Consider the following 26,269-nt stretch of genomic DNA (forward strand, 5'->3'; position numbering starts at 1 on the left):
TCTTGGCCGGCCCTCCCCCGCAGGATTGTCCAGACCGATGACGCTATCACGCCCCCTGCTCTGGCCGCTGGCCATCCTTTTGCTGGTTTTCGCGCGGTTCACGCCGGCCGCCGAGCTGTTCTACCTGGGGCAGAAGATCCCGGACATCCAGCGTCCCTGGGTCAGCGCCGACTATCACCAGTTGCTCCTGGCCCTGCAGAAGATCGACACCACCCAGGTCAACGCCCTGCCCCGGCGCAGCGGCGAATTCACCGGCCCGATCTACACGCGCATGGTCAGCGAGGACAACTTCAAGCCACAGCTGAACATCTACGCACCGCTGGAACTGCGGCAGAACGAGGCGCGTGACGTGCTGTTCCAGCTCAAGGAGCTGATGCGCCTGTATTTCGACTTCAAGGCCGCCCAGCAGCCCTACGGGGCGGAGGCCCTGGGCCTGATGACCTATTCCATGCGCCAGCAGGCCATCCTCTTCACCCTCACGGTGGAGTTCTGGATGACGCTCTCGGAGAAGGAGCAGACCAGCCAGATCCGCCTGCAGGGCCTGCAGGAGACCAAGGCCGCCGCAGCCATGCTGACCTCCAGCGCGCTGGACTACCTGGGCCTGACACGCCAGTTCAACCGCGAGGACCTGGTGCTCTACAGCGCCGAACTGGCCAAGCTGTTGCCGGAGCTGTTCGTGCATCTGCCGGCCGACGTACGCGGACAGTTACTGGCACGGGTGGGTGAACTGGCCGACAAGCATCAGTACAGCGAAGTGCGCGGCAACATGGCCGACCTGCTGCCGGTGCTGGTCGGCATCCAGCAGGACGTGGACGCCCAGTTGGCCAGGCCGGCGCCAGCCAAGCCGGCCCAACCGGCGCTGGACCTCTCGGTACCGCCGGCCGCTTCAGCGAAGTAGGCCCAGGGCCTTGGCCCGGGCCACGGCCTGGGTGCGGCGCTCCACGCCCAGCTTGCTGTTGATGTGGCGGGCGTGGCTCTTCACCGTGTGCAGGGAGATGAACAGCCGATCGCTGATCTCCTGGTTGGAACAGCCCTGGGCGATCAGTTGCAGCACCGCCAGCTCCCGTGAACTCAGTGCCTCGGCGGCGCCCGCATCCACCGGCATCACGACGTCGGCGCCGGGCAACAATTCGAGCAGTTCCCGCACATTGTCCGGCGAGTGCGTCGCCAGTTGTTCACGCAGCCATTGCGGGTGCTGCTCCAGCAGCTCGCGATAAGGCAGCAGGGAGCCGCTTTCCAGGCTTTCCAGGGCGCGTTCGAGCAGCGCCGCGGCCTCTCGCTCGCGGCCGGCGCGGAGCAGGCTCACGAGTTGCAGCCGCGCCCCCAGCGCCACATGCATGATCCCCTGCCCCTCTGCCTTCTCCAGCAGGGCGCGCAGTCGCGCCTCGGCCTCCGCGGCCTTGCCCTGGGCACGAGCCAGCGCAGCCGATTGCTGCTCGATGCACAGCGGCAGCAACGGATGGAATTCGGGCGCGGCGGCGGCGCCTTCGCCGGCATAGGTTTCCGCCAGACGCGGCAGCCAGGCCTCGGCCAGCTCCAGCTGCCCCTGGGCCAGCCAGAGCTCGCACTTGGACAGGGTGATCATGGCCAGGTAATAGACCGGCGGCACGTCCCAGATGTGCATCAATCGCTCGGCCTCGGCCAGTTGCGCGAAGGCGGCGGCGAAGCGGCCCTCGCGGCCCTCCAGTGCCGCCAGGGCACAGTGTCCGATCAACAGGCTGATGTCACGGCAGGCGCGGGCTTCGGCGATGCCGGCCTGCAGGCTGACCCGCGCGGCCTGGTTCTGCATCCGCATGCACAGCAGGAAGCCCTGGTAGAGCATCAATCGTGCACGGGCCACACAGGCCCTGGGCACATCCACACCGCGCAGACACTCCAGGCCCTGCTGCACTTCGGCCTGGGCACGCAGGGTTTCACCACGCGCCTGCAGGACGCGGGCACGGTCGTAATGAACCAGAGACTCGAACAGCGGGTTGGCGCCGCGTTGGGCCATCTCCAGGGCGTCGCGGTTCAGGCCACGGGCCCGCCAGAGGTCGCCGCGCACCAGGGCGAGGTTCCCCAGCAGGGAAAGGCACAGGTGGCGCTGGCCATAGTTCTCCGGCGACAGCGCAGTCAGCGCCTCGGTGCAGAAATGTTCGGCGCGCTCGATATCGCCACGACCGCGGGCGATCAGGCCGCTGATGGCCTGCCATTGCACCAGCAGGCTGCGCTGTTGCGCGGCATCCGGCGCCGGCAGGAAGCGCGCCAGGTTGCCGGCCAGTTCTTCCGCCGCATCCAGCTGGCAGGCCAGGCCCAGGGCCAGGCTGTAGAGCACGATCAGTCGTGGTGTGCTGGAGAGGAGACTGTCGGGCAGGTCCATCTTCCAGCGCAGCAGCATGGCGATGTTCTGGTTGGCCAGCAGTTGTTCTTCCGACAGGTTCTGCACCAGCGAGGCCGCCACATCGGGCTGGCCGGCGCGCAGCGCCTGTTCCACCGCTTCGTCCAGCAGGCCGCGCGCGCTGAACCAGCGGCAGGCCCGCAAGTGCATGCCGGAGGGCGCCAGGCTGGTGGTGCCGCGCGTGCGCAGCAGGTCGGAGAACAGGTGGTGATAGCGGAACCACTGGCCCTGTTCGTCCAGCGGCACCAGAAACATCTGGTGGGCCTGCAGGTGCCGGAGGATGGCGGCGCTGTCGTGGCTTTCGCGCACGGCATCGCAGAGTTCGGCGCAGAAACGCTCGAAGCGCGCGGTCTCGAAGAGGAACGCCTGCACTTCCGGTGGCTGCCGCTCGATGACTTCTTCCAGCAGGTATTCACGAATCAGGCTTTCGTCGCCCCGGGCAACCTGCCCCGTGCCAGTGCCGGCAGGTGCATCCTGGCCGGAGAGCAGCCACAGGCGCAGGCCCGCGACCCAGCCTTCGCTGCGCTGCAGCAGGCCTTCCAGCTCTTCGCCCTCGAGCCTTGCGCCCTGGCTGCTGAGCAGCGCCAGGCATTCGTCTTCGGTCAGGCGCAGGTCCTGCTCGTTGAGCTCCAGCAGGTGACGTGAAAGGCGCAGCCGCGCCAGGTGCCAGTCCGGACGCTGGCGGCTGGTGACCAGCAGCACCCAGCCGTCCGGCAGGTGGTTGAGGAGGAACTGCAGGCAGCGGTCGAGCACCGCGTTCTGCGCCAGGTGATAGTCGTCCAGCACCAGCAGCAGGGGCTGGTTGGCGTCGAAGCGTTCGGCAACCTCGTCGAGCAGGCCATCCAGCCACTGCTCGAAGGCGAACGGCTGGTGCCGCTGGCGCATCTTCAGGTGCCCCATGGCTTCGTCGCCCAGGCCCGGATAGAACTGGCGCAGGCCGTCCAGCAGGCGCTCGAGGAAGCGTCCCGGGTCACTGTCGCGCCGGCTCAGGCTGAGCCAGAGGCTGTGCCAGCCGTGGGGCAGGCTTTCGCAGAATTCGATGGCCAGGGAGCTTTTGCCGAAACCGGCCGGCGCGCTGAGCATCAGCAGGCGGCCTTCGAGACCATCGGCAAGCCGCTCGCACAGGCGCGGGCGCGGAACATGGCCGGCGGGACGCGGCGGGCGGAAGAAGCGCGCATCCGCCAATGGGGCGGACGGCGTCACGGAGCGCGAACTGGTCAGTACGGTCATCACCCAGCTTCTAGGAATGTTGTGCGTGCGGGGGCGCAAACCCGAACGAGCCTAGCTGTTCGGGGGACCCAATAGAAGCCCCGCCGGGAAGGAAGTACAGACAAAGAAAAGCCGGCCCGGAGGCCGGCTTCACTACAAGGTGTTGCAGGTGTATCAGCGAACGCCCGCCTGGCGCAGGGCCGCCGGGGTGTAATCGCTTTCGCCAGCGGTGTAGCTGAAGTCGTAGGACTGTTTCTCCTCGTTCTTCATGCCCAGCGCCAGGTAGCGGCCAGACAGCAGGTCGTAGAGGCTTTCCAGCGTGTACCACGGCACCTGGTGGTTGTAGTAGTACTGGGCATGGGCCTCGGCGACGCGCCACAGGGTGCCACGACCGTCGTAGTGGTCGATGGCGGCGGCCTGCCAGGTGTCCTCGTCAATGTAGAAGTCACGTTTGGCGTAGATGTGGCGCTCGCCCGGCTTCAGGGTCGCAACCACGTGCCACACGCGGTGCAGCTCGTAGCGGGTCAGGTCCTGGTTGATGTGGCCGGCCTTGATGATGTCGGCGTACTTCAGGTTCGGACCATCCAGCTTGTAGCTGTTGTAGGGGATGTAGATCTCCTTCTTGCCTTCGAGCTTCCAGTCGTAGCGGTCCGGCGCACCGTTGTACATGTCGAAGTTGTCGGAAGTACGCAGACCGTCGGCGGCGGTACCCGGACCGTCGTAGGACACCTGCGGAGCACGGCGTACGCGGCGCTGACCGGCGTTGTAGAGCCAGGCCAGGCGCGGTTCCTTCACCTGGTTGAGGGTCTCGTGCACCAGCAGCACGTTACCGGCCAGGCGGGAAGGCGCAGTCACCCGCTGCTTGAAGTAGAACAGCACGTTGCTCGGCTTGCTCGCGTCGTAGTCCTTCAGCTTGTCGCGGAAGGTGAACTCATCCTGGAAGTACACCAGGCTGTAGGAGCCGTTCGGCTGCGGGGTCGCCTGGGTTACCAGACGACGCACGCTGCCACCACGATAGCGGGTGATGTGGTTCCAGATCGCTTCCAGGCCGTTCTGCGGAATCGGGAAGGGGTTGGCGGTGCGGAAGTCTTCCAGGCCGTTGCCGCCTTCAACCAGTTTGGTGTGGGTGGCGTTGTACTGCGTGGCCGCGAGCACGTCCGCCGGAACGGTGGCGGTGCGGTGGGTCTTGAACACCGGCATCTTGTAGGTGTCGGGGTAGCGCTTGAACATCGCCAGCTGGCCGGGAGTCAGCTTGTCCTTGTACTGGTCGACGTTCTGCGCGGTGATGGTGAACAGCGGCTGCTCACTGGCGAAGGGGTCCGACAGGAAGCCACGGGCATCAGCGGTGCCGGCACTCTTCGACAATCCGCCAGTCCACTCGGGGATGGAACCATCGGCGTTACCGGCCTTCTCGGCGCCCAGCGGGGTCAGGGTGGAGCCCAGTTTGGCCGCTTCATCGGCGGATACGGCCGCCATGACGCTGGTGGCCAGCAGGGAGAGCGCCAGCGCGCCGGTTTGCAGCAGACTCTTTGTTGTTTTCATTTTCATCGTCTTCCTCAAGATTGCAGTCCGCTTAGAAGTTCACGCCGAAGCTGAGCGCGAGGAAATCGCGGTCGATCAGGGTGTTGTACTTGCCACCGAAGAAGTCGGTGTAGGACAGGCTGGCGGTGTAGGTGTTCTGGTACTCGGCATCCAGACCCAGGCTCACGGCCTTGGCGTCTTCGGTGAACAGGCCGTTCGGGCCGTAGCCGTCGACGTCATGGGACCAGGCAATGTTCGGCTTCAGGTTGATGCCGGCGAACACGTCGTTGTAGTCCCACACAGCGCGCATGCGATAACCCCAGGCGGTGCTGGTGACGAAGCCGTCGTCTTCGCAGTACTTGCTGACGTTTTCAGCTGTAGCGCTGCCCAGGGTGCTGATATTGAGCGCCACGCACTGGTTGTTCGGCAGCGGGCCGGGGCCGAAGACCGGGTCGCGGCCATAACGCGCCTTGCTGGTGCTTTCCAGGCCGCCAGTGTGAACCACACCAATCTCACCCACCAGGGTCAGGCGGCTGGCACCCATGACCTGATCGAAGAAATGGGTGAAGGTGGTCTGGAACTGGCTGATCTCCTTACGGCGGTAGCCATGCAGGTCAGTGCCCGGGGAGCCTCTCAGCACCGAAACGCTGGGGTTCAGCGGAGTCAGGCCAGCGAACAGGATATCGGTGGTGTTGAGCTGCACCGGGGCATTGGGCCGGTAGCTGAACTCGCCGCTCCAGGCCGTGCCAGTGGGCAGCGTAGTGGAGAAGCTCAGGCCGAAGAGGTGGATGTCTTCCGGATACTCGACGAAGTACTGGGAATTACCCGCAACGACCAGGGGCGCCAGCTGTGGGGTGAGTTGGCCAGCAATCGCGGCCGCACCGGGTACCCCGGCCTGTGCCAGGGCCTGGGCCAGTTGCGGGCCGAAGCCACGCGGGTTGCCGGGCGCAAACAGGCCGAAGGTGCTGGCGGGCGCAGCCGATCCACTGAAGATCGGGGCACGGCTGTGATAGTTCATGTAATAGGCGCCGAACTCGGTGTCCAGCTCCTCGGCGAAATAGCGGAACGCCATGCCGTACTGGCCATCGTCATCGGCGTCACGGTCAGCCCCGCGACGGACGATCACGCCCTCGTCCGGATTGCCCCAGGTGACGCCGTTATTGCGCAGCACACGCTGCACGACGGGCGAGATACGCCCCAGCGAGTTGGCCAGTTGGGACTGGGTGCGCAGGACGGCCAGGTTCTGGTCACAGCCATCGGCGATCACGTCGGGCTGGGCGAAGAAGGTGCCGCAGTTGTCGACGACCGTCTGGTCCCACTCCAGCTGGTAGAAGGCCTCGGCGGACAGGTTGTCGGTCAGGCTCTGGGACACATAGAACATGTTGACCGGGATCAGGCCTTCCTTGATCTCGGCGCCGGGACGGCGGAACGCGGACACGTCGATCGGGTTGATCGAGTTGATGCTGTTGCCGATGAAGGTGCTTTCACCCCAGCTCACCACCTGCTTGCCCAGGCGCACGCTGCCCGGCAGGTCGGCGATGTTGTAGTTGTGGTAGACGAAGGCGTCGAGCAGTTGTGCGCCGGAGGACTTGGCGCCTTCCTTGCGGCCGCTGTCGTCGATGTCCTTGAACGGACGGCTCTCGTCCTTCAGCTCGAAGTCGTACCAGTACTTGCCGCGCACGAAGACGCCGGTATCGCCGTACTTCAGCTCGAGGTCATGGATGCCCTTGAAGATCTTCGAGAAGGTTTCGCCCTTCTTGAAGTTCAGGTGAGAGTCGTCGGAGGTCTGGGACAGACCATCCCCACCGTTGTTGACGCCGATCAGGTCCTTGTCGGCTCCCCGCATCGACCAACTGGCCCCCACGGACAGCGAAGAGTCGAATTGACCTTCGATTTCACCGATGTTGAACGTCACGCCGAATGCCGGAGCTGCAAGCGTGGAAGCGAGGCTGACGGCCAGTGGCAGTTTTGCCAGGCGCCAGAACGTTGTGGTTGTTGTCATCGACGCTACTCCATGTGTTTTTTGTTATTGATGGTTGCGGACTATAGCCAGCGGGTATTAGCGCTTGATCCCTCGAAAGTGTGATTTGGAACCCCCAGGCACTCTGGCTCGCACCTTCCGACGGTCTAGTCCGATCCTTCGGTAGGAAAGATAGCCAGTAATTTGCAGAAAGCAGCAATTAACAAGCCAAGCGTTTGCTTGGTTGCTTGCACAAAGAAAAGCCCAGGCCGCGCAAGGCGCGGCCTGGGCCGGGGTGAAGCGAAGCGGGCCGGGTCAGAGAGCGGAGAGGAATGTGCTGCCTGTCGCCTGCCATTGGGCGATGTCGACACGAATTCGTTTCTTGTCCAGCTTGCCCACGCTGGTCTTGGGAATTTCAGTAACAAGCGCGATCTGGCTGGGAATTGCCCACTTATTGATGTGACCTTGCTCAACGAAGGGCTTGAGGTGCTCTTTCAGTGCCTTGGCATCCAGGGCCTGGTTGTCACGAACCACCACCAGGGCGAAGGGACGCTCGCCCCACTGCGGATCGGGCACGCCGACCACGGCCACTTCCCGCACCGCCGGGTGACGGCTGATGAGGTCTTCCAGTTCCAGCGAGGAGATCCACTCGCCGCCGGTCTTGATCACGTCCTTGATGCGGTCGCGGATATCGATGAAGCCCATGCCATCCAGCGTGGCCACGTCCCCTGTGTGCAGCCAGCCGTGCTCCCAGAGCTCCTCGCTCTTCTGCGCTTCATTGAAATAGCCGTAGGTCAGCCAGGGCGCACGCAGCACCAGTTCGCCCTGGGATTCGCCGTCCACCGGCTGGAACCGGCCGTCGCCATCCATGATGGCCGCCTCCACCAGCGGTACCGGCACGCCAGCCTTGATGCGGTAGGTGATGCGCTCATCCTCGCTACCGGCCAGCAGTTCTTCGTTGAGATGCGCCACCGAGATCAGCGGGCAGGTCTCGGACATGCCGTAGGCGGCGGTGAGCTGGATGCCACGGGACTTGGCGGTTTCGTACAGGCTGCGATTCAGCGCACTGCCGCCGATGATCATCTTCAGGCCGCCGAAATCATGGCCCTGAGCGGTGGGCGCGTTCATCACCATTTGCAGGATGGTGGGCACGCAGTGGGAGAAGGTGACCTTTTCCTCGCGGATCAGCTTGCAGAGCATGTCCGGTTCGTAGCGGCCGGGGTAGACCTGCTTCACCCCAAGCATGGTGGCCACGTAGGGCACGCCCCAGGCGTGGACGTGGAACATCGGGGTGATGGGCATGTAGACGTCGTCGGTCCCCATCAGCCGGATGCTGTCCAGCGCGCCGATGGTGGACGCCATGGACAGGGTGTGCAGCACCAGTTGGCGATGGGTGAAGTAGACGCCCTTGGGATTGCCGGTGGTGCCGGTGGTGTAGAAGGTGGTGGCCACCGAGTTTTCATCGAAATCGGGGAAGTCGTACTTCGGGCTGGCAGCGGCCAGCAGCGTCTCATACTCGCCCACCAGGTTCGGCAGATCGGCATCGTGGTCGGTGCCGTCGGTGAGCAGCAGGGTCTTTTCCACCGTGGTCAGCTGGCTGCCGATGGCCTTGAAGATCGGCAGGAACTCGCTGTTGACCAGCACGAAGCGGTCGTCGGCGTGGTTCATGGTGTAGAGGATCTGGTCCGGCGAAAGGCGGATGTTGATGGTGTGCAGCACGGCGCCGATCATCGGGATGGCGAACATGCACTCCAGGTAGCGATGGCTGTCCCAATCCATCACGGCAACGGTATCGCCGGCCTTCACCCCGGCCTCGGTGAGCACGTTGGCCAGGCGCGCAACGCGTTCATTGAAGGCGGCGTAGCTGTAGCGGATACGGTCGCGGTAGACGATCTCGCGGGTCTTTTCGTAGCGGCTGCCGGACATCAGCAGGCGCTTGATCAGCAGCGGGTAGACGTAGGCGTTGTCGGCGGGCTTGATGACGCGGGTCTGAAGCATGAGGCGCACCTGGTGAGGTTGGAGGACTTTTTGTTGTTCCCGACTTTAGGCCCCCAGGTCCAGGCGCAAATCAGTCAAAAGAGTGATTTGATGGGTGACTCTTTTTAGCATTCCGGTCACGAGATAGAATCCGGGACCCCGGCCGGTCGCGGCCCGTTATCCACAGAGGTAGGTTCGAGATGTCCGATATCGTTATCGTCAGTGGCGCCCGTACACCCATGGGCGGCTTCCAGGGCAGCCTGTCCGGCGTTTCCGCCGTGGACCTTGGAGCGCTGGCCATACGCGAGGCCGTCAACCGCGCCGGCATCCAGCCGGCCGATGTGCAGGAAGTGATCATGGGCAACGTCCTGCCCGCCGGCCTCAAGCAGGGCCCTGCCCGCCAGGCGGCGCTGAACGCCGGCCTGCCCGCCGCCACCGGCTGCACCACCATCAACAAGCTCTGCGGGTCGGGCATGAAGGCGGTGATGCTGGCCCACGACCTGCTCAAGGCCGGCAGCAACTCGGTGATGGTGGCTGGCGGCATGGAAAGCATGTCCAACGCCCCCTACGTGCTGGAAAAGGCCCGCACCGGCCTGCGCATGGGCCACGGCGAGATCAAGGACCACATGTTCCTCGACGGCCTGGAAGATGCCCGCACCGGCCGCCTGATGGGCTCCTTCGCCCAGGAAACCGCCGACAAGTACGGCGTTTCCCGTGAAGAGATGGACGCTTACGCCATCGAATCCCTCAAGCGCGCCCAGGCTGCCATCGCCGATGGCTCGCTGACCGCCGAAATCGTTCCGGTCACCGTAACCACCCGTAAGGGTGAGGTGGTAGTGAAGGACGACGAGCAGCCGCTGACCGCCAACCTGGACAAGATCCCGGGCCTGAAGCCCGCCTTCCGCAAGGACGGCACCATCACCGCGGCCAACGCCAGCTCCATTTCCGATGGCGCCAGCGCGCTGGTCCTGATGACTGCCGAAGAAGCCCAACGCCGTGGCCTCAAGCCCCTGGCGAAGATCGTCGGCCACGCCACCCAGAGCCAGGACCCGAGCGAATTCACCCTGGCCCCCATCGGCGCCATGACCAACCTGTTCAAGAAGACCGGCTGGAACAAGGACGACGTGGACCTGTTCGAGATCAACGAAGCCTTCGCCATGGTGACCATGCTGGCCATGCGCGAACACGGCCTGGACCACGCCAGGGTCAACGTCTACGGCGGCGCCTGTGCCCAGGGCCACCCGGTGGGCTCCACCGGCTCGCGCATCATCATCACCCTGATCAACGCCCTGCGTAACAAGGGCGGCAAGCGAGGCATCGCCTCGCTGTGCATCGGCGGCGGCGAGGCGACCGCGGTGGCGATCGAGCTGCTGTAAGGGCTGTTGCTGGAACAAAAAAAGCGCGGTCGATACCGCGCCTTTTTCATGGGCAAGACGTAGGGTGGGCTTCCGCCCCACCCTACACATCTATGCGGCCACCACCTTCGCCTCATGCGCCGGCGTTTTCGGAAACACCAACGCCGCCCCGAAGGTCAGCACGGCAAAGCCCGTCATGACCAGGTACAGACCAGTCAGACCCTGCCGCGGTTCGATGAACGCGATCATCGGGATCGCCGCCGCGCTAGCCCCGAAGGAAACGAAGTAGCGCAGCGCGAACACCCGCGCCTGCCACTGCGGCGCGACGAAATTGGCCACCATCGAATCGTTCACCGTCACCTGGCCGAACACCGCGAACATGAATGCCGCGCCCAGCAGGATCACCACCCAGCCGTCAGCCCAGGCCATCGCCAGCAGCAGCGGCGCCTGGCAGAAGGTCAGCAGCACGAAGGGCAGCTTCAGGCTGACCCGGTCGATCACCCGGCCGATCAGCAACTGCGCGATGGCGCCGAAGGCATAGGCCAGGCTGACCACTACGCCGAGGGTTTCCGGAGCGGCGAAGAGATCATGCAGACGCTCCTGGAACAGCTTGGGATAGGTCACGGTGGAGGCGTTGAACACCACGCCACCGGTGGCGGTGACCAGGGCCAGCACACCGAAGACCAGCGGCATCGACACGCGCATGCCGCTCCCGATGCGCTTGGCCCCGGCGGCCAGGGCCGGTGGAGTTTCGTCCTTCACGCACCAGGCGAACCAGAACCCCAGCAACAGGGCCACGACGCCCGGCAGGATGAACGCGGCGCGCCAGCCGAAACGCGCAGTGAGAAAACCAGTGAGCAAGGCGGCGAAGGCGACGCCCAGGTTGCCCCACATGCCGTTGATGCCGATTTCCCGCCCACGGTTCTCGGCGTGGGCCACCAGCATGGCGGTACCAACGGGGTGGTAGATGGCGGCGAACACGCCTACCAGGGTCAGGCCCGCCACGAGCGCCGGCACCGACGTGCAGAGGCCGGTGAAGATGGCCGCGGCGCCGATGCCGACAAAGAACAGCAGCAGCATCTGCCGCCGGCTCCAGCGATCTCCCAGCCAGCCGGCCGGCAGGGAACAGGCGCCGAAGGCGATGAAGCCCCCCAGCGACAAGCCAATCAGCTCGCCGTAGGACAGGCCGAAATCGCGGCCCATGCCGAGCACGGCGGCCGGGAAGATCAACATGAACATGTGGTCGATCACATGGGCGGCGTTGATGAAGCGGATGACGGTTCCAGGTCGATTCATGGCGGCGTTGTTCTGGTTGTTGGAAGTGCCATGCTAGGTTGTCCAGAAAGACCCAACCTGCCATAGAAGTCATCGAAACGGACATGCTGATCAGACTCCACCAGCAAGGACGCATGAGCGCAGTCGCCCGCGACTATGAGGACGGCGCCCATGTCGAGCGCCATCTCCACGAGGAAGCGCAGTTCCTCTATGCCGCGCGCGGCCTGATGCGCCTGGTCACTGCGGCCGGCGCCTGGGTGATCCCGCCGACCCAGGCGGTGTGGATTCCGCCAGGGGTGGAGCACCAGATTTTCATGTCCGGACAGGTCGAGATGCGCACCCTGTTCATCGCTGCAGAAGTCGCCCCCGCGACGCTGGACGAGTGCTGCGTGCTGGCCGTCTCGCCGCTGCTGCGCGAACTGATCCTGCGGGCGATTCAGCTGGAGGATCCGGACGCCGTGGAACACCGGGCCCTGGTGCAGCGGCTGATCCTCCTTGAAATTGCCGCCCTGGAACGCATGCCCCTGCACCTGCCATTGCCGGAGGACCGACGTCTGCGAGCCATCTGCCTGGCGCTGCTACAGGCTCCGGAACAGGACCGCACGCTGGAAGACTGGGGGCTGGAAGTCGGCGCCAGCAGCCGCACCCTGGCCCGGCTGTTCGCCCGCGATCTCGGCATGAGCTTCAACGACTGGCGCCAGCAACTGCGGCTCACCGAGGCACTGCCCCGCCTATTGTCAGGGCAGAGCGTGCAGAAAGTGGCCGTCGATCTGGGTTACGGCAGCGGCCGCGCCTTCAGCGCCATGTTCCGGCGCCTGCTGGGGAAGAACCCGAAGGAGTACGTGGCCAGCCTGGGTCAGCTGGCCACACTTGAAAAGGACGTTTCAGGAGCCTGTGGGAGCGAATTCATTCGCGAATGAATGCGCTCCCACAGGAGAGAGCTTCAACCCGATTATTTCAGCTCGGTAAAAGCCAGCTTCACCCCCAGCCCCACCAGGACCGCGCCCATCAGCCGGTCGAACCAGTGCCCCATGCGGGCGAAGCCGGCACGTACCCGGCGCTGGCTGAACAGCATCGCCACCAGGCTGAACCAGGCGGCGGTGGCGAAGGCCAGGTAGACGCCGTAGCCGGCCTGGATCGCCAGCGGCGTGTGCGGGTTGATGACCACGGTGAACAGCGACAGGAAGAACAAGGTCGCCTTGGGATTCAGGCCGTTGGTGACGAAACCGGTGACGAAGGCCCCGCGCGGGCTGCGCTCGCCGGCCATGAGGGCGGCCTCGGCGGCAACCGGGTCGGCGGGCTGGGCGCGCAGGGCCTTGATGCCGATGTACAGGAGGTAGGCAGCCGCGGCCCACTTCAGCGCGTTGAACAGCATGATCGACTGGGACACGATCAGGCCGATGCCCAGCAGCGAATAGGCCACATGCACGAAGATGCCGGTGCCTACCCCCAGCGCGGTCCAGGTACCGGCGCGGCGCCCGTGGGCCACGCTCTCGCGCACCACAATGGCGAAGTCGGGTCCGGGGCTGGCCACAGCCAGCAGGTGGATCAGGGCGACGGTGAGGAATTCCGTCCAGTACATGCGACCTCCGATGGATGCAACAAGCTTTGGTAGGCTGGCAACCTTACGCCTTCCCACGCCCCCGAAAAAGGTACAGCCCGCATGAACAGCAGTCGCGCCGTCTTCCTCGATCACGCTTCCCTCGACCTCGGCGACCTCGACCTGGCTCCCCTGCGGCAGGCCTTCGGCCAACTGGACCTGCACGCGCAGACCGCTGCCGACGAAGTCGCCGAACGCTTGCGCGGCGCCCAGGTGGCGATCAGCAACAAGGTCCGCATCGACGCCAGCGCCATGGCCGCCAGCCCGGACCTCCAACTGATCCTGGTGGCCGCTACCGGCGCCAACAACATCGACCTCGAAGCGGCCCGCGCCCATGGCATCACCGTCTGCAACTGCCAGGCCTACGGCACGCCGTCGGTGGCCCAGCACACCCTCGCGCTGTTGCTCGCCCTGGCCACCAGCCTGCCGGACTATCAGGCGGCCGTACGCGCCGGCCGCTGGCAACAGGCCAGCCAGTTCTGCCTGCTGGACTTCCCCATCTTCGAACTGGAAGGCAAGACCCTCGGTCTGCTCGGTCACGGTGAACTGGGCGGAGCGGTGGCACGGCTGGCGGAAGCCTTCGGCATGCGCGTACTGCTGGGCCAGTTGCCGGGACGCCCGCCCCGCGCCGACCGCCTGCCGCTGCATGAACTGCTGCCGCAAGTGGATGCGCTGACCCTGCACTGCCCGCTCAATGAACAGACCCGCGACATGATCGGCGCCGCCGAACTCGCCCTGATGAAACCTGGCGCCCTGCTGGTCAACACCGCCCGTGGCGGCCTGGTGAACGAAGAGGCCCTGGCCGCTGCCCTGCGCAGTGGCCACCTGGGGGGCGCCGCCACCGACGTGCTGACCCAGGAACCGCCGCGCGATGGCAACCCGCTGCTGGCCGCCGATATCCCGCGTCTGATCGTTACCCCCCACAGCGCCTGGGGTAGCCGTGAGGCGCGGCAACGCATCGTCCTGCAGCTTGCCGAGAACGCCACGGCCTGGTTCAAGGAATCGCCCGTCAGAGTCATCGGATAATTCCCACAAGACCCTGATAAAATTCGCTGCTTTTATCAGGATCTTCTTCAGATGGACCCACGCAGCGAAGTCCTGCTTCGACAGGCCGAACTGTTCCAACGCCCGCTGTTGCTGGCCGGGCTGCCGGCGGACGACCTGCTCGGCGCCCTGCCCCAGGCCAGCGGCTGGAGCTGGCACGCCGGCGACCAGGCCACCCTGGAAAGCCGCTTCGCCGGGCGCAGCCAGTTCGGCACCACGCCGCCGGAGCATGCCTTCGAGGCCGCCGTGCTGTTCCTCCCCAAGTCACGTGAACTGACCGACTACCTGCTGGCCGCCCTCGCCGCCCGTCTGCCCGGCGGCGAGCTGTTCCTCGTCGGCGAGAAGCGCGGCGGCATCGAGCGTGCCGCCAAACAGCTGGCCGCTTTCGGCAAGCCGCGCAAGCTGGATAGCGCCCGCCACTGCCAGCTCTGGCAAGTGACCGTCGAGCAGTCCCCCGCAATTCCCGACCTGGAAGCCCTGGCCCAGCGCTACCGCCTGGACCTGGCCGACGGCCCGCTGGAAGTAGTCAGCCTGCCCGGCGTGTTCAGCCACGGCCGCCTGGATCGCGGCAGCGCCCTGCTCCTTGCGCAACTGGACGGATTGCCCAGCGGCCACCTGCTGGACTTCGGCTGCGGCGCCGGGGTGCTCGGCGCAGTGCTCAAGCGGCGTTATCCACAGAACCGGTTGAGCCTGCTGGACGTGGATGCCTTCGCCGTTGCCAGCAGCCGCCTGACCCTGGCCGCCAACGGCCTTGAGGGCGAGGTGATCGCCGCCGACGGTATTCACGGTGCCCCCGAGGAGCTGGCCGCCATCGTCAGCAATCCCCCCTTCCACCAGGGCGTGCACACCGACTACCAGGCCAGCGAGGACCTGCTGCGCGAGGCGCGGAATCACCTGCTGCCCGGTGGCGAGCTGCGCATCGTGGCCAACAGCTTCCTCAAATACCCGCCGCTAATCGAGTACCATCTCGGCCCCTGCCAGACCCTCGCCGAGGGAGACGGCTTCCGCATCTACCGCGCCCGCCGGGGCTGACCTGGCGGGCCCTGGCCCTTTATCCATACTCAAGCGGCGTCAAAGGCCGCCGTTCCCCGGTTGCGGCCGGGGGCGACCTGGAGTTTTTCGTGACTGATCTGAACACTGCCACTCCCGCCAAGGATGGGCTGCACCGCTCCCTCAAGCCCCGCCACCTGAACATGATCGCCATCGGCGGCTCCATCGGCACCGGCCTGTTCGTCGCCTCCGGCGCCACCGTGGCCAGCGCGGGTCCCGGTGGAGCGCTGCTGGCCTACGCGCTGATCGGCCTGATGGTCTATTTCCTCATGACCAGCCTCGGCGAGATGGCTGCGCACATCCCGGTTTCCGGCTCTTTCAGCACCTATGGCAGCCGCTTCGTCGACGATGGCTTCGGTTTCGCCCTTGGCTGGAACTACTGGTACAACTGGGCGGTGACCATCGCCGCCGAGCTGGTGGCAGCCCAACTGATCATGAGTTTCTGGTTGCCGGACGTACCCGGCATTTACTGGAGCGCTCTGTTCCTCGGCCTGATGTTCCTGCTCAACTTCGTCTCGGTGAAGGGCTTTGGCGAGAGCGAGTTCTGGTTCGCGCTGATCAAGGTGGTGACGGTGGTGGTGTTCATCGGCATTGGCCTGGCCACCATCTTCGGCATCATGGGCGGCATCGAGTCCCCGGGATTCAGCAACTTCACCCAGGGTGACGCGCCCTTCGTCGGCGGCCTGCAGGCCATGGTCGGGGTGGCGATGATCGCCGGTTTCTCCTTCCAGGGCACCGAGCTGATCGGCATCGCCGCGGGCGAGTCGGAAAATCCGAAGAAGAACATCCCCATCGCCATCCGCCAGGTGTTCTGGCGCATCCTGATGTTCTACATCCTGGCGATCTTCGTGATCGGCATGCTGATCCCCTACACCGAACCGAACCTGCTGAAGAACGACGCCAGCGACATCAGCGTGTCGCCCTTCACCCTGCTCTTCGAACGCGCCGGATTCGCCGCGGCCGCCAGCGTGATGAACGCCGTGATCCTCACCGCCATCCTCTCAGCCGGCAACTCGGGCATGTATGCGTCCACCCGTATGCTTTACAACCTGGCACTGCAGGGCAAGGCGCCCAGACTGTTCGCCAGCCTGTCCGCCAGCGGCGTGCCGCGCAATGCGCTCTACGCCACCACTCTGGTGGGTGCGCTGTGCTTCTTCACCTCCATCGTCGGAGACAGCACGCTCTACACCTGGCTGCTGAACACTTCGGGCATGTGCGGCTTCATCGCCTGGCTGGGTATCGCCATCTCCCACTACCGCTTCCGCAAGGGCTACCTGATCCAGGGCGGGCGCCTGGCCGACCTGCCCTATCGCGCCAAGCTGTTCCCCTTCGGCCCGCTGTTCGCCTTCACCCTGTGCCTGCTGATCACCCTCGGGCAGAACTACCAGGCCTTCTTCGGCGATCGCATCGACTGGGCCGGCCTGGCCGCCACCTACATCAGCCTGCCGCTGTTCCTCACCATCTGGCTGGGTTACCGCCTGAAGAAGGGCAGCCGCCTGGTGAGCTATTCGGAGATGGACGTCCGCGGCGGCGACAACTGACCGCCCGACAATTCGCGCTTGCCGGGGCAACCCGGCTTGTGCAAAATGCGCCCCGTCCTAGGGGAGTAGTCTCCCGCGAGCGCCCTGCTCGCCCGGCGTGCGTCAACACACTTGGTCCACAGACCATGGCGCATGCGACCCAGAACCTGCATAGACAGGTCCGCGGTTTGACAAGACCTATGACACACACAACCTGACCCGGGGCGGGCAGATTGCGTGTGTCATGGTGATTAGTCGACCCGCCCCCGTAGGAACCCTGATGCTGGAATCCCTCTTCGTCCCGACACTGATCGTTGCGCTCGCTGAAATCGGCGACAAGACGCAGCTGCTCGCGCTGCTTCTCGCCGCCCGCTTCCGCAAACCCTGGCCGATCATCTGGGGCATAGTCGCTGCCACCCTGGCCAATCACTTCGCCGCGGGTGCCGTGGGTTCCTGGGTCGCCAGCTTCTTTTCCGCCGCCACCCTGAGCTGGATCCTCGCCGCCTCCTTCGCCGCCGTCGCCGCCTGGACCCTGGTCCCGGACAAGCTGGATGACGACGAGGAGTCCGGCTTGAAGAAATACGGCCCCTTCGTCACTACCCTGATTGCCTTCTTCCTCGCCGAAATGGGCGACAAGACCCAGGTCGCCACGGTGATGCTGGCTGCCCAATACCCGCATTTCGTCATGGTCGTCATGGGCACCACCCTCGGCATGCTGATCGCCAACGTACCAGTGGTACTGGCCGGCAACTTCGCCGCCGATCGCCTGCCGCTGGCGCTGATCCGTCGCCTGGCCGCCGCTGCCTTCGCCGCCCTGGCCGTCTACGCCGCCTACGAAGCCCTGAAACTCAGCGGAATGCTCTGAGTGCTCGAGTGAAGCGTACCCGTCACCGCGTCCGGCTGACGGGCATCGCGGCGATCTCCCTTCGCCCAGGCCGCGAACATGCCGCCAGCTGGCGGCGTTTCGGCCAATGGCGGCACCGGTCGAATCGGTAAAGTGGCGCACTGGATCAAGCGCACGGGAGCGCAACGTGTCACTGGACGATATGAAGCGGCTGGTTCGCCAGCACATCGAGCTGTCGTGGAACAAGGGTCGCCTGGCCCTGGCCGAACAACTGCAGAGCAAGGACTTCCTCTACAAGAGTTCCTTCATCAGCCGTCCCTTCACCAGCAATGGCTATAGCCAGATGGTGGCGAACATTCGCGACGCCATGCCGGACCTGGAAGTCGTGGTCGAGGAATGCATAGCCGAAGGCAACAAGGTGGTGACCTGGTGCACCCTGATCGGCAGCATCCAGAAGCCCGCCCTGGGCTATCCGCCCAGCGACAAGGTGCTGAGCATCTCGGCCATGGCCTTCTGGACCTTCAACAGCCTGGGTGAGGTGCAGGAGATCTGCACCATGTTCGACATGGAAAGCTTCCGTGCCCAGCTCGGTCTCTCGACCCAGCACTTCGCCGAAAAAGCCCTGCCCTGATCAGGGCTCCACGGCTGTTCGCAGGGCGCCTAGAGATAGCCGTTGCCGCGGAACCAGGCGATGGTGCGTTCGAGAGTGACCTCCAGCGGCGTTTCGGCGACGAAGCCCAACTCGTGGCGCGCCTTGCTGCCATCGAGGAACTGCCCGCCTGCCATGACCGCAATGGCGGTGTCATTCAGCTTGGGCAACTCGCCCGACAACCGGAATCTCAAGCGCCCGAGCACCGCCATACCCTTGGCCAGCGCCAGCGGCATGGGTTGCGGCGGCTGCACGCCGAGCAGGTTGGCAATGCGTTCGGTCAGCTCGGCCATCTCGATGTTCCGCCCGGTCAGCAGGTAGCGCTCGCCCGCCCGCCCCTTCTCCAGCGCCAGCAACAGGCCGCGCCCGGCATCGGCGGCATCCACCACGTTGCGCCGGCCGGGTACGTAGTGGGTCATCCAGCCATGCGCGATGGCGGTGACGATGCGTCCGGTACTGGGGCCGACGTCGAATTCCCCCAGGCACATGCCCGGAATGCCGATGATCACCGGCAGACCGCTGCGCGCCTGTTCGCGGGCCTGCTCATCCAGCGCCCACTTGCAGAGCAGGTAGGGGTTCTTCCAGCGCGGCATCCCTTCGTAGAACAGCCCCTCGTGGCCAGGCAGGCCTTCGGGGTGGCGCGGCAGGGCGATGGCCGCGCCGGTATAGAGGATGCGCGGCACGTGGGCGGCGAGGCAGGCAGCGTAGAAATGATTGGTTTCGTCGAGGGCGCTGGCAACTTCTTCCTGCCAGCGTCGCGGACGCTTCGGGTAGCTGGCAGCGCAGAAGATCACACCGTCCAGCCCGGTGAGGGCGCGGGTCAGGCCCGCATGGTCGAGCAGTTCGGCGGCCCGGCATTCGGGCTCCAGGTAGGACAGCCTTTCGATCCGTGAGGACGGCCGGTGAATCAGCACCAACTGGTGCCCCGCGGCCTTCACTGCCCGTGCCGCGTGATGGCCGAGCAGCCCTGTTGCTCCAAGTACGGCGATTTTCACTGCAACTCCTCATCCGCTGGAGATTCGCCGCCCCGGAGCGCCCGGGGTGGCGGCAAGCAGTCTAGAACGCGGGTTGCCGGGATGCCAGGCGTGAGCATCCGGCAACCCTGACCTCAGCGTTGGCCCTTGGCTTGCTGGTACAGCGGCATCACCTTCGGAATGGCCGCCTTCAAAGAAGACATGCGCGTGCTGGACGACGGGTGAGTGCTCATGAACTCCGGCGGGGCGCCACCACCAGCCTGCTCCATCTTCTGCCAGAGGGTGATGGCGGCGTTCGGGTCGTAGCCTGCCCGTGCTGCGAGTTCAAGGCCGATCAGGTCAGCCTCGTTCTCGTTGGAACGGCTGTTGGGCAGGGTCATCAGGTATTCCACCCCCGCATTGGCCATCCCCAGGCCGGCCTGGCCGACGCCCAGCACCGAGCCGATCTGGTTGGCCATCTGCACGCCATAGGCCTTGGACATGGCTTCGCGACTGTGCTCGCGCAGGGCGTGGGCGATTTCGTGGCCCATCACCGCGGCCAGCTCGTCGTCGGTGAGCTTGAGCTTATGGATCAGGCCGCTGTAGACGATGATCTTGCCGCCCGGACCGCAGTTGGCATTGAGCTCGTCGCTGTCGATGACGTTGGCTTCCCAGGCCCACTGCGCCGCGTCCGGACGGAAGGCCGAAGTCTGGGCGATCAGGCGTTTGGCGATGGCGTCGACACGGCGGGCGTCGCTGCTGTTCTTGTCCAGCACGCCCTTCTGTTGGGCTTCGCTCAGGGTCTGCTGATAGGACTGGGCGTACATCTGATTGAGCTCGCTGGTCGACAGCATGCTGAACATGTACTGCTTGCGCTCGACGCCAACCGCTCCGCCACTGGTGGTGTTGACGGCCTGGCATCCTGCCAGGAGAAGGGCCGCGGTCAGCCCGGACAGGTAAAACAGCTTGGCCATGGTGGCTCTCCATCGTTTCGCAAGGTCGGTAATGCTACGGCTGGCCTGTGACCCGGGCAACCGCGTCGCATGTAGACAAGCAGGCGACGCTTTTAACTGCATCGGCGACTCAGGAAATTTAACAGTACGGCCGATATACAGATTCACGGTGAAATAGCTTTTTCGGAGCCCACATGAAGTTCAGGTCCATTCAGTTCTCCATCGCAGCCCTGGCAGGAGCCAGCGTACTGGCGGTGGTTGCCGCCCTGGTGCTCTACGCGCTGTTTTCCGGCGCCCGCACCCAGGAACTGGTGCAGCAACGCACCCAGGCGCTGCTCGAACAGGTGATCAACGAGCGCCTGGTGGCGCTCGCCAGTTCCCAGGTCAGCCAGATCCAGCGCGAACTGGAGCTGCCGCTGGGTATCGCCAAGAACATGGCCAACCTCAACAGCCTTCTGGGTGAAACCGACGATGCCGGCAATCCCCGGCTGAGCATCAGCCGCGAGCAGTTGAACAACCTGGTGCGCCAGACCACCGAGCGCAACCCCAAGTTGAACGGTAGCTACATCGGCTGGGAACCCAATGGCATCGATGGTGCCGACGCCAGCTATGCCGGCCAGAAGGGCAACGGTTACGACGGAACCGGCCGCTTCCTGCCGTGGTGGTTCCGCAATGCCGACGGCAGCCTCGGCCAGGACGCCATCGGCTTCATGGAAAGCCAGAAGATGCTCAACACCGGTGTTCGCGAGGGCGAGTACTACCTCTGCTCGAAGGAACGCAAGAAACCCTGCGCCATCGACCCTGCCCCCTACGACGTGGGTGGCAAGATCATGATCCTGTCGTCGTTCACCGCACCGATCCTGATCAAGGGCGAGTTCCGCGGCATAGCCGGCGCGGACTTCTCCCTGAACTTCATCCAGGACCTTCTCGGCGAGGCGGACCAGCACCTCTATGAAGGCGCCGGCGACATGGCGCTCATCGCCAGCAACAACCGTCTGGTGGCCTATTCCCGGGACAGCTCCAAGCTGGGTGCAGAAGCCTCGACAGTGCTCGACGCCAGCACCATGGATAGCCTGCGCAGCCTGAATGGCAACCAGCCGGTGTATCGCATCGACCAGGCCAACCAGCGCATCGAACTGGCAGTTCCGTTCGGCATCGGCGACACCGACGCCCACTGGGTACTGCTGATCCAGTTGCCGGTTCAGGCGGTGATGAAAGAACTGACCCAGTTGCAGGCCGACCTGGCCGCCCAGCGCGACGCCGATATCTTCGGCATGACCCTGGTGGGCTTGTTGATCGCCGGCCTCGGCCTGCTGGTGATCTGGTTCGTCGGCTACGGCATCGCCCGTCCGCTGCGCCAGATGGTCAGCATGCTCGACGACATCGCCAAGGGCGACGGCGACCTGACCCAGCGCCTGCACAACGACCGCGCCGACGAAATGGGTGCCATCGCCGGCGGTTTCAACACCTTCCTCGGAAAGCTCCAGTCGATGATCAGCCAGGTCGTGACCTCGGTGCAGAAGGTCAGCGATTCGTCCGAGCACACTGCCGACATCGCCATCCGCACCAACCAGGGCGTGCAGAAGCAGTTGGCCGAAATCGAGCTGGTCGCCACCGCGGTCCACGAAATGACGGCTACCGCCCAGGACGTGGCGCGCAATGCCACCCATGCGGCGGAAGCGGCCAGCCACGCCGACCAGGCAGCCAACCACGGCAAACGCATCGTCCACAGCACCGCCGAAGCCATCAGTGCCCTGGCCACCGAAATCGGCCGCGCCGTGGGCGTAGTGCAGAACCTGGCCAAGGACAGCGAAAACATCAACGCCATCCTGGTCGCCATCCGCGGTATCGCCGAGCAGACCAACCTGCTGGCGCTGAACGCGGCCATCGAGGCGGCGCGTGCCGGTGAACAGGGTCGCGGCTTCGCGGTGGTGGCAGACGAGGTGCGCAACCTGGCGCAGAAGACCCAGCAGGCCACCGAAGAAATCCAGAGCATGATCCAGCAACTGCAACACGGCACCCGCGAAGTGGTGAAGGTGATGCAGGACAGCCAGGACAAGACCGACACCAGCGTGCAGCACGCCAACGAGGCCGCGCACGCGCTGGAGTCCATCACCCAGGCGGTATCGGTGATCAATGACATGAACACCCAGATCGCCAGCGCCGCCGAGGAACAGAGCGCCGTGGCCGAGGACATCAACCGCAACGTGATCAACATCGGCCAGGTGGCCAACGAGGTCGCGGGCGGTGCCGACGAGGCCTCCCAGGCCAGTGCGGAACTGACCAAACTCGCCGAGCAACAGCGGCGGTTGATCAATCAGTTCAAGGTGTAAAAGCAAAAGCCCCTCACACGAGGGGCTTTCTTCTTTCCTGTGGGAGCGAATTCATTCGCGAATGATTTCGCTCCCACGGCTACCCGCGTCGATTCACGCCGGCGTCAGGCACTCCGGCCCATCGAGCTTGGGATCGTTCACCAGACTGGCCAGGGCGCGTTCGCGCAATTGCGGACCGGGATTGCTCAGCAGTTCGAGCAGTTGCATCGGTGTCGAGTCGGTGGCGAGCCAGAGGCGCTGGGCTCGTTCATCCAGCACCAGCGGACGGCGCAGGTCGGCGACCGGCCGGGTGACCATCGCCAGGCTGAGATACTCCACATCCCCCACCGGGTAAGCCTCCCAGAGCCCCGCCATGTACAGGGTCCCGCCCTCGGCGCTGATCCAGTACGGGCGCTTGCGCACGCCGCGCCACTCATAGAAGCCGTTGGCCAGGATCAGGCAGCGCCGCGAGCGGAAGGCTTCGCGGAACATCGGCTGGTCGGCCAGGGTTTCGGCGCGGGCGTGAGCGGGAGTCTTCGTCAGGTCAGTGAGCCAGGCCGGGGTGAGCCCCCAGCGGGCCATGTCGGCGCGACGCTGGCCGTCCAGCTCGCGCAGCATCAGTACCCGGCCGCCTGGCGCAAGGTTCCAGTGCGGCTGGTGATCGGCGGGGAATCCGGGAAGGGCCGCCAGCGCGGGCGTCCAGCGGAACAGGGCGAAGCGTCCAGACATTGGGCAGCCAGTTCGGGTCGGGGATCAGCAGAGCAGAGTGCCGGGGTAGCTGTCGGGCTCTTCGCTCGCCAGGGGTTGCGCGGCATTGTACGCGGCGATCAGCCCGCTGGCGCGTTCGGCGTCCTCGTCCTCGACCAGCAGGCCGAGCAGCCCGGACACCGGCAGCTCCCCGATGCCGCCCAGCAGGTGGCCACCGGCCAGGTAAGCCTCCACGCCTTCGCTGGCCAGCATGCCCATGAGCAGTTCCGCTTCGATCAGATCCCTGGGCTCATAGATGCGCCGCATCAGTCATCCTCCCGGCGAACCTCCAGACTCCACTCCCGGCCATCGGTCCAGAGCAGGAACAGGATGGGCCGACAGCAGACCGGGCAGTCCTCGATGTACTGCTGGTCGCCACCGGAGAGATCCAGCACGGCTTCGGCCGGCTCGCCGCAATAGGGGCATTGATAGCCCTCCGTTTCCAGCATCCCCGCCTCCCGTGTGACTTGCCTGTATAATCGCCGGTCTACTTCAGGCTCCGCGCTGCGGGGCCTCCACCTACACCCAGCCGATTCCAGAACAAGAGTGACCAATGGGCGAATTTGAAGCCATCCGACCCTATGACGATGCCGAGGTCTCGACGGTGCTTTCGCGCCTGTTCGCCGACGACGCTTTCCTCGGCACCCTCACCCGCTATCGTTTCCCGAAGCTGGCGGGCCCGCTGGGCTGGCTCCTCAAGCCTGTTATAGCTCATCGGCTGCGTCGCGAGTTCGCCAGCATCGATTCGGTCGCCGCGCTGCAGGACCGCATCGAACCCTATGTGGACAACACCATCGAGCGCGCCACCGACGGCGTGACCTACTCGGGCGTGGAACGCCTGAAGCCGGGCACCGCCTACCTGTTCCTGGCCAATCACCGCGACATCGTGATGGACCCGGCCTTCGTCAACTACGCCGTGTACCACGCAGGCCTGCCGACGCCGCGCATCGCCATCGGCGACAACCTGCTGCAGAAGCCCTTCGTCAGCGACCTGATGCGCCTGAACAAGAGCTTCATCGTGCACCGCAACCTGGCCGGCCGCCGCGAGAAGCTGGCCGCCTTCCAGTTGCTGTCGGCCTACATCAATCACTCGATCTGCAAGGACGGCCAGTCGATCTGGATCGCCCAGGCCGAAGGACGCGCCAAGGACGGTGACGACCGCACCGACTCGGCGATCCTCAAGATGTTCCACATGAGCCGCAAGGATGAGCCTTTCCCGGACGTGATCCGCGACCTGCACCTGATCCCGGTGTCCATCAGCTACGAGTACGATCCCTGCGACCAGGCCAAGGCCCGCGAGCTGCAGGTTCGCGCCAGCACCGGCGGCTACGCCAAGGCGCCGGGTGAGGACGACGCGAGCATTGCCCTGGGCATCACCGGCTACAAGGGTCGTGTGCACATCGCCTTCGGCAGCGAGATCGGCAGCGCCAGCGAAGATGCCAAGCAACTGGCCCAGGAGATCGACAAGCAGATCCTCGGCGGCTACCGGCTGTTCCCCGTGCATTACCTGGCTTACGCCATGTGGAACGAGCGCGACCCCGAGCTGCACGTGCCGACGGCGGCCGAAGTCTTCGACGAGGACGAACTGGCCCGTGCCCAGGCCGAGTGGCAGAAGCGTCTGGGCGCCTGCCCGGAGGTACAGCGCCCCTACCTGATCCAGCAGTACGCCACCCCGGTGCGAAACCAGTACCGGATCAAGGCCGGGCTGCCGCTCTGATTCGCATCAAGCCCCAGCACAAACGAAAACGGCGACCCGAAGGTCGCCGTTTTTCATTACGGAGTCAGACCTGGGTACTGGCCCAGGAGACGCCGAGGGCCACGGCCAGGCTGAAGTAGCCGAAAGCGTAGAAGAAGCGATTCAGGCGCTGCGTCGACTCATCCTGGACCGTGGGGCCGTCCACCTCTTCCAGCTCGCTTTCGGCGGCCAGACGGGCGATGGAGCGCTGTTCGCGCCAACGGGTAGCCAGCAGCACCCAGGCGCCAGCACATGCAAAGAACAGCGCCAGGCCATTCACGACCTGGGCGGGGTGGGCCAGAAACATGGCCCAAAGCGCCTGCAGCGACATCTCAAACTCCGCTTCAGGGGTGCAGCCGTGCACGCAACCTGCAAGACAAGGAACGGTCCGCCCTGATTCCGGGCGGTTCTCGGAATGGCGCAGAGTTTACCCAACCAGCGGCTCGGCTGATGGACGTTCCGACGAATGCCGCCGCTGTCCTGCCGGAAACGAAAAAGCCCGGCACATGGCCGGGCTTTCTCATTCGGGGTCCGCTTACTGCTGGGACAGGACCTGACCGATGGTCGGATCCTTGAAGGCGCGAGTCAGGGCGTCGCTCAGCACATCGCTCACCAGCTTGGTGTTGGTCTGCTGGTTCGGCGCGGTACCAAAGCGCTGGTTCAGCGAAGCACCGTACTTGCCGCTGTAACGGCGGGCGCTGTTCTGCACGTCGACGCGGAAGCTGGCGCTGATGTTGGCCTCGGTGACGTAGGTTTCCTTGGGCGACTGGTACTTCAGGTCGGCCAGGGTCAGGGTCAGCTGCGGCGCGTTGTAGGCGTTGGGCGACGGGGTGAAGCCCAGCAGGCGCACGGCGGCCTCCGCTTCAGCCTGCAGGCGCGGCAGGATGTCCTGGCTCTGCACGCTGATGGCGCTGGTGTCGGCATAGATGCCACCACGGGTACCGAGGACCGGGGACGGACGACCGTCGGCAACACGCACGACCACCGGCTGGCCTTGGCCATACGGAGTCAGCGGGCCGGTGAGTTTGGGTTGCGGGCTGAGTTGCTGCGGGCTGAGGGCACAGCCGACCAGAGTCAGGCTGAGGGCGGCCAGCAGGCCAAGCAACGAGCGTTTCAGCATGCTTTATCTCTCCAGGAATGAAAGCAAAACGGCCGGCAGTATAACCAGCCGGCCGGGGTACTGACAGT

The 26,269-nt window shown here is 65.1% G+C and carries 23 protein-coding genes and 1 riboswitch; of the genes, 10 read left to right on the plus strand and 13 right to left on the minus strand.

Going from position 1 to position 26,269, the window contains the following annotated elements:
* Positions 1 to 37: 37 nt before the first annotated feature.
* Entirely contained in the window at positions 38 to 898 is an 861-nt protein-coding gene (locus tag FXN65_RS23035) for a hypothetical protein (RefSeq protein WP_151136773.1), read from the plus strand.
* Here FXN65_RS23035 and FXN65_RS23040 read toward each other — a convergent pair.
* From FXN65_RS23040 to FXN65_RS23055, 4 genes are all read right to left on the minus strand, one after another.
* On the minus strand, positions 887 to 3,607 hold the full coding sequence (locus tag FXN65_RS23040; RefSeq protein ID WP_151136775.1) for a LuxR C-terminal-related transcriptional regulator: 2,721 nt from the start codon (positions 3,605 to 3,607) through the stop codon (positions 887 to 889). The two genes, FXN65_RS23035 and FXN65_RS23040, sit on opposite strands and share 12 nt — an antisense overlap.
* A gap of 153 nt (positions 3,608 to 3,760) precedes the next feature.
* Complete coding sequence (locus tag FXN65_RS23045; RefSeq protein ID WP_151136777.1) at positions 3,761 to 5,128, minus strand: DUF1329 domain-containing protein; 1,368 nt, start codon at positions 5,126 to 5,128, stop codon at positions 3,761 to 3,763.
* A 31-nt stretch (positions 5,129 to 5,159) separates the two neighbouring features.
* Positions 5,160 to 7,109: a DUF1302 domain-containing protein gene (locus tag FXN65_RS23050; protein ID WP_151136778.1), complete on the minus strand. Its 1,950-nt coding sequence runs from the start codon at positions 7,107 to 7,109 to the stop codon at positions 5,160 to 5,162.
* Between the two features lie 273 nt (positions 7,110 to 7,382).
* Positions 7,383 to 9,065: a fatty acid--CoA ligase gene (locus FXN65_RS23055; RefSeq protein ID WP_151136780.1), complete on the minus strand. Its 1,683-nt coding sequence runs from the start codon at positions 9,063 to 9,065 to the stop codon at positions 7,383 to 7,385.
* Between the two features lie 179 nt (positions 9,066 to 9,244).
* Between FXN65_RS23055 and FXN65_RS23060 the strand changes: the two genes are divergently transcribed.
* Positions 9,245 to 10,420: a thiolase family protein gene (locus FXN65_RS23060; protein WP_151136782.1), complete on the plus strand. Its 1,176-nt coding sequence runs from the start codon at positions 9,245 to 9,247 to the stop codon at positions 10,418 to 10,420.
* Positions 10,421 to 10,510: 90 nt separating this feature from the next.
* Here FXN65_RS23060 and FXN65_RS23065 read toward each other — a convergent pair whose 3' ends face one another.
* Positions 10,511 to 11,695 carry an MFS transporter gene (locus tag FXN65_RS23065; protein ID WP_151136784.1) on the minus strand — a complete coding sequence of 395 codons (1,185 nt, stop codon included), beginning with the start codon at positions 11,693 to 11,695 and terminating at the stop codon, positions 10,511 to 10,513.
* An 83-nt stretch (positions 11,696 to 11,778) separates the two neighbouring features.
* Between FXN65_RS23065 and FXN65_RS23070 the strand changes: the two genes are divergently transcribed.
* Positions 11,779 to 12,594 carry an AraC family transcriptional regulator gene (locus FXN65_RS23070; protein ID WP_151136786.1) on the plus strand — a complete coding sequence of 272 codons (816 nt, stop codon included), beginning with the start codon at positions 11,779 to 11,781 and terminating at the stop codon, positions 12,592 to 12,594.
* Positions 12,595 to 12,626: 32 nt separating this feature from the next.
* Here FXN65_RS23070 and FXN65_RS23075 read toward each other — a convergent pair whose 3' ends face one another.
* The gene (locus FXN65_RS23075) at positions 12,627 to 13,256 is read right to left on the minus strand and encodes a LysE family translocator (protein WP_151136788.1); all 630 of its coding nucleotides are present in this window, start codon (positions 13,254 to 13,256) and stop codon (positions 12,627 to 12,629) included.
* 81 nt (positions 13,257 to 13,337) lie between these two features.
* Here FXN65_RS23075 and FXN65_RS23080 point away from each other — a divergent pair, with 81 nt between their 5' ends.
* The 5 genes from FXN65_RS23080 to FXN65_RS23100 all read left to right on the plus strand — a co-directional run bounded on the left by FXN65_RS23080 (position 13,338) and on the right by FXN65_RS23100 (position 18,363).
* Positions 13,338 to 14,300 carry a 2-hydroxyacid dehydrogenase gene (locus FXN65_RS23080; protein ID WP_151136790.1) on the plus strand — a complete coding sequence of 321 codons (963 nt, stop codon included), beginning with the start codon at positions 13,338 to 13,340 and terminating at the stop codon, positions 14,298 to 14,300.
* Between the two features lie 51 nt (positions 14,301 to 14,351).
* Positions 14,352 to 15,350: a class I SAM-dependent methyltransferase gene (locus FXN65_RS23085; RefSeq protein WP_151136792.1), complete on the plus strand. Its 999-nt coding sequence runs from the start codon at positions 14,352 to 14,354 to the stop codon at positions 15,348 to 15,350.
* 89 nt (positions 15,351 to 15,439) lie between these two features.
* Positions 15,440 to 16,909, plus strand: coding sequence for an amino acid permease (locus FXN65_RS23090; RefSeq protein ID WP_151136794.1), 1,470 nt, complete (start codon positions 15,440 to 15,442; stop codon positions 16,907 to 16,909).
* 48 nt (positions 16,910 to 16,957) lie between these two features.
* Positions 16,958 to 17,141: riboswitch (yybP-ykoY riboswitch) on the plus strand.
* A 30-nt stretch (positions 17,142 to 17,171) separates the two neighbouring features.
* Positions 17,172 to 17,753: a TMEM165/GDT1 family protein gene (locus FXN65_RS23095; protein ID WP_151138923.1), complete on the plus strand. Its 582-nt coding sequence runs from the start codon at positions 17,172 to 17,174 to the stop codon at positions 17,751 to 17,753.
* Between the two features lie 166 nt (positions 17,754 to 17,919).
* Positions 17,920 to 18,363 (plus strand): ketosteroid isomerase-related protein, encoded by a 444-nt coding sequence (locus FXN65_RS23100; protein ID WP_151136796.1) that lies wholly within the window; start codon positions 17,920 to 17,922, stop codon positions 18,361 to 18,363.
* Between the two features lie 29 nt (positions 18,364 to 18,392).
* Here the strand turns inward: FXN65_RS23100 and FXN65_RS23105 are convergent, their stop codons facing one another.
* Complete coding sequence (locus FXN65_RS23105; RefSeq protein WP_151136798.1) at positions 18,393 to 19,376, minus strand: NAD-dependent epimerase/dehydratase family protein; 984 nt, start codon at positions 19,374 to 19,376, stop codon at positions 18,393 to 18,395.
* A 113-nt stretch (positions 19,377 to 19,489) separates the two neighbouring features.
* Positions 19,490 to 20,308, minus strand: a complete 819-nt coding sequence (locus FXN65_RS23110) for a M48 family metallopeptidase (protein WP_151136800.1) — start codon at positions 20,306 to 20,308, stop codon at positions 19,490 to 19,492.
* Between the two features lie 173 nt (positions 20,309 to 20,481).
* On the opposite strand from FXN65_RS23110, the gene FXN65_RS23115 reads away from it, so the two are divergent.
* A complete protein-coding gene (locus FXN65_RS23115) occupies positions 20,482 to 22,620 on the plus strand; it encodes a methyl-accepting chemotaxis protein (RefSeq protein WP_151136802.1) in 2,139 nt (712 codons plus the stop codon).
* Positions 22,621 to 22,713: 93 nt separating this feature from the next.
* Here the strand turns inward: FXN65_RS23115 and FXN65_RS23120 are convergent, their stop codons facing one another.
* Genes FXN65_RS23120 through FXN65_RS23130 form a run of 3 tightly spaced genes read right to left on the minus strand, consistent with a single transcriptional unit; the run spans position 22,714 to position 23,795 of the window.
* Positions 22,714 to 23,328, minus strand: coding sequence for an SOS response-associated peptidase (locus FXN65_RS23120; protein WP_151136804.1), 615 nt, complete (start codon positions 23,326 to 23,328; stop codon positions 22,714 to 22,716).
* A 24-nt stretch (positions 23,329 to 23,352) separates the two neighbouring features.
* The gene (locus FXN65_RS23125; RefSeq protein WP_151136806.1) at positions 23,353 to 23,613 is read right to left on the minus strand and encodes a putative signal transducing protein; all 261 of its coding nucleotides are present in this window, start codon (positions 23,611 to 23,613) and stop codon (positions 23,353 to 23,355) included.
* Positions 23,613 to 23,795: a CPXCG motif-containing cysteine-rich protein gene (locus tag FXN65_RS23130; RefSeq protein WP_151136808.1), complete on the minus strand. Its 183-nt coding sequence runs from the start codon at positions 23,793 to 23,795 to the stop codon at positions 23,613 to 23,615. The genes FXN65_RS23125 and FXN65_RS23130 overlap by 1 nt, the downstream gene beginning before the upstream one ends.
* A 104-nt stretch (positions 23,796 to 23,899) precedes the next feature.
* Here FXN65_RS23130 and FXN65_RS23135 point away from each other — a divergent pair, with 104 nt between their 5' ends.
* A complete protein-coding gene (locus tag FXN65_RS23135) occupies positions 23,900 to 25,063 on the plus strand; it encodes a 1-acyl-sn-glycerol-3-phosphate acyltransferase (RefSeq protein WP_151136810.1) in 1,164 nt (387 codons plus the stop codon).
* 64 nt (positions 25,064 to 25,127) lie between these two features.
* On the opposite strand, the gene FXN65_RS23140 is transcribed toward FXN65_RS23135, so the two are convergent.
* Positions 25,128 to 25,412 carry a hypothetical protein gene (locus FXN65_RS23140; RefSeq protein ID WP_151136812.1) on the minus strand — a complete coding sequence of 95 codons (285 nt, stop codon included), beginning with the start codon at positions 25,410 to 25,412 and terminating at the stop codon, positions 25,128 to 25,130.
* A 204-nt stretch (positions 25,413 to 25,616) separates the two neighbouring features.
* Entirely contained in the window at positions 25,617 to 26,201 is a 585-nt protein-coding gene (locus FXN65_RS23145; RefSeq protein WP_151136814.1) for a YajG family lipoprotein, read from the minus strand.
* Positions 26,202 to 26,269: the final 68 nt, after the last annotated feature.

The sequence above is a fragment of the Pseudomonas lalkuanensis genome, from assembly GCF_008807375.1.
GTDB classification, from domain to species: Bacteria; Pseudomonadota; Gammaproteobacteria; order Pseudomonadales; family Pseudomonadaceae; genus Metapseudomonas; species Metapseudomonas lalkuanensis.

What these genes read in the sequence shown, in the direction of transcription:
- FXN65_RS23080 (WP_151136790.1), top strand. Translation starts at nt 13,338, where the DNA reads ATGAACAGCAGTCGCGCCGTCTTCCTCGATCACGCTTCCCTCGACCTC.
- FXN65_RS23060 (WP_151136782.1), top strand. Translation starts at nt 9,245, where the DNA reads ATGTCCGATATCGTTATCGTCAGTGGCGCCCGTACACCCATGGGCGGC.
- FXN65_RS23065 (WP_151136784.1), bottom strand. Translation starts at nt 11,695, where the DNA reads ATGAATCGACCTGGAACCGTCATCCGCTTCATCAACGCCGCCCATGTG.
- FXN65_RS23120 (WP_151136804.1), bottom strand. Translation starts at nt 23,328, where the DNA reads ATGTCTGGACGCTTCGCCCTGTTCCGCTGGACGCCCGCGCTGGCGGCC.
- FXN65_RS23130 (WP_151136808.1), bottom strand. Translation starts at nt 23,795, where the DNA reads ATGCTGGAAACGGAGGGCTATCAATGCCCCTATTGCGGCGAGCCGGCC.
- FXN65_RS23085 (WP_151136792.1), top strand. Translation starts at nt 14,352, where the DNA reads ATGGACCCACGCAGCGAAGTCCTGCTTCGACAGGCCGAACTGTTCCAA.
- FXN65_RS23075 (WP_151136788.1), bottom strand. Translation starts at nt 13,256, where the DNA reads ATGTACTGGACGGAATTCCTCACCGTCGCCCTGATCCACCTGCTGGCT.
- FXN65_RS23040 (WP_151136775.1), bottom strand. Translation starts at nt 3,607, where the DNA reads ATGACCGTACTGACCAGTTCGCGCTCCGTGACGCCGTCCGCCCCATTG.
- FXN65_RS23135 (WP_151136810.1), top strand. Translation starts at nt 23,900, where the DNA reads ATGGGCGAATTTGAAGCCATCCGACCCTATGACGATGCCGAGGTCTCG.
- FXN65_RS23035 (WP_151136773.1), top strand. Translation starts at nt 38, where the DNA reads ATGACGCTATCACGCCCCCTGCTCTGGCCGCTGGCCATCCTTTTGCTG.
- FXN65_RS23125 (WP_151136806.1), bottom strand. Translation starts at nt 23,613, where the DNA reads ATGCGGCGCATCTATGAGCCCAGGGATCTGATCGAAGCGGAACTGCTC.
- FXN65_RS23140 (WP_151136812.1), bottom strand. Translation starts at nt 25,412, where the DNA reads ATGTCGCTGCAGGCGCTTTGGGCCATGTTTCTGGCCCACCCCGCCCAG.
- FXN65_RS23050 (WP_151136778.1), bottom strand. Translation starts at nt 7,109, where the DNA reads ATGACAACAACCACAACGTTCTGGCGCCTGGCAAAACTGCCACTGGCC.
- FXN65_RS23110 (WP_151136800.1), bottom strand. Translation starts at nt 20,308, where the DNA reads ATGGCCAAGCTGTTTTACCTGTCCGGGCTGACCGCGGCCCTTCTCCTG.
- FXN65_RS23055 (WP_151136780.1), bottom strand. Translation starts at nt 9,065, where the DNA reads ATGCTTCAGACCCGCGTCATCAAGCCCGCCGACAACGCCTACGTCTAC.
- FXN65_RS23045 (WP_151136777.1), bottom strand. Translation starts at nt 5,128, where the DNA reads ATGAAAACAACAAAGAGTCTGCTGCAAACCGGCGCGCTGGCGCTCTCC.
- FXN65_RS23115 (WP_151136802.1), top strand. Translation starts at nt 20,482, where the DNA reads ATGAAGTTCAGGTCCATTCAGTTCTCCATCGCAGCCCTGGCAGGAGCC.
- FXN65_RS23145 (WP_151136814.1), bottom strand. Translation starts at nt 26,201, where the DNA reads ATGCTGAAACGCTCGTTGCTTGGCCTGCTGGCCGCCCTCAGCCTGACT.
- FXN65_RS23070 (WP_151136786.1), top strand. Translation starts at nt 11,779, where the DNA reads ATGCTGATCAGACTCCACCAGCAAGGACGCATGAGCGCAGTCGCCCGC.